This is a genomic window from Desulfobulbus alkaliphilus, from assembly GCF_016918545.1.
GTDB lineage: Bacteria > Desulfobacterota > Desulfobulbia > Desulfobulbales > Desulfobulbaceae > Desulfobulbus > Desulfobulbus alkaliphilus.
In genome coordinates this window covers 1-704 of sequence record NZ_JAFFQC010000109.1, presented here as the reverse complement: position 1 = coordinate 704, position 704 = coordinate 1, and the positions used below count along the sequence as shown (strand labels likewise).

Annotated in this window: 1 protein-coding gene; it reads right to left on the bottom strand. The window is 47.4% G+C overall.

All coding sequences use genetic code 11. The features are described from left to right. Positions 1-704: ISAs1 family transposase (locus JWG43_RS17605; RefSeq protein ID WP_205244258.1), on the bottom strand; the 704-nt coding region annotated here is incomplete at both ends.

The window sequence follows — 704 nt, the reverse complement described above, 5'->3', positions numbered from 1 at the left end:
GCAAAGTTCGTTGTATAATGGAAACGGGTTTCATGGCGTCCATGCCCTTTCTCTTCCGTCATGAAAAAGTCAAATTTGGCGCTGTTCAATTCTTCCTCGTCGGCTTGAGCGAAGACTTGCTCCACCGCTGTCAGCAAGGAACCTTGATTGCCTTTGAGGCCAAGAACATAATCGCCTCCCTGGTCAATAATTTGTTTGGTAATTTTTTTCTGACACCCCATCGCATCGGTGGTGACAATGCACCCCTTAAGGTCGAGAAGCCTTAACAGCTCAGGTATTGCCTTGATCTCATTTGACTTTTCTTCAGTTCTTACCTGGCCAAGTACGAGGCCGTTGCCTGCGGCCCAAGCACTGACCATATGGATAGCTGCCTTGCCCGCGGTGGCATCATGTGATCTTCGTACTGTTTTTCCATCAATCGGGATAATTTCTCCGGCAAAGATTTTCGCCACTGATTGTATCCACCCCAGAAAACATTCTTGGAAATGTTTCGGATCGATATGGGAAAATACTCGGCCGAAAGTGTCGTGGGAAGGAATACCGTTGGGCAATTCGAGAAACGTTTTAAACCATTCGTGCTTCGCCTTCCCGAAGGCTTCGATGCCAACCCAATCGTCACTTCCACAAAGCATGCCGCAGATGGCAATGATAATGATATCGATCAGTTTATGGGCACTCCTTCCTGTAATCCGAGGATCTTTCAA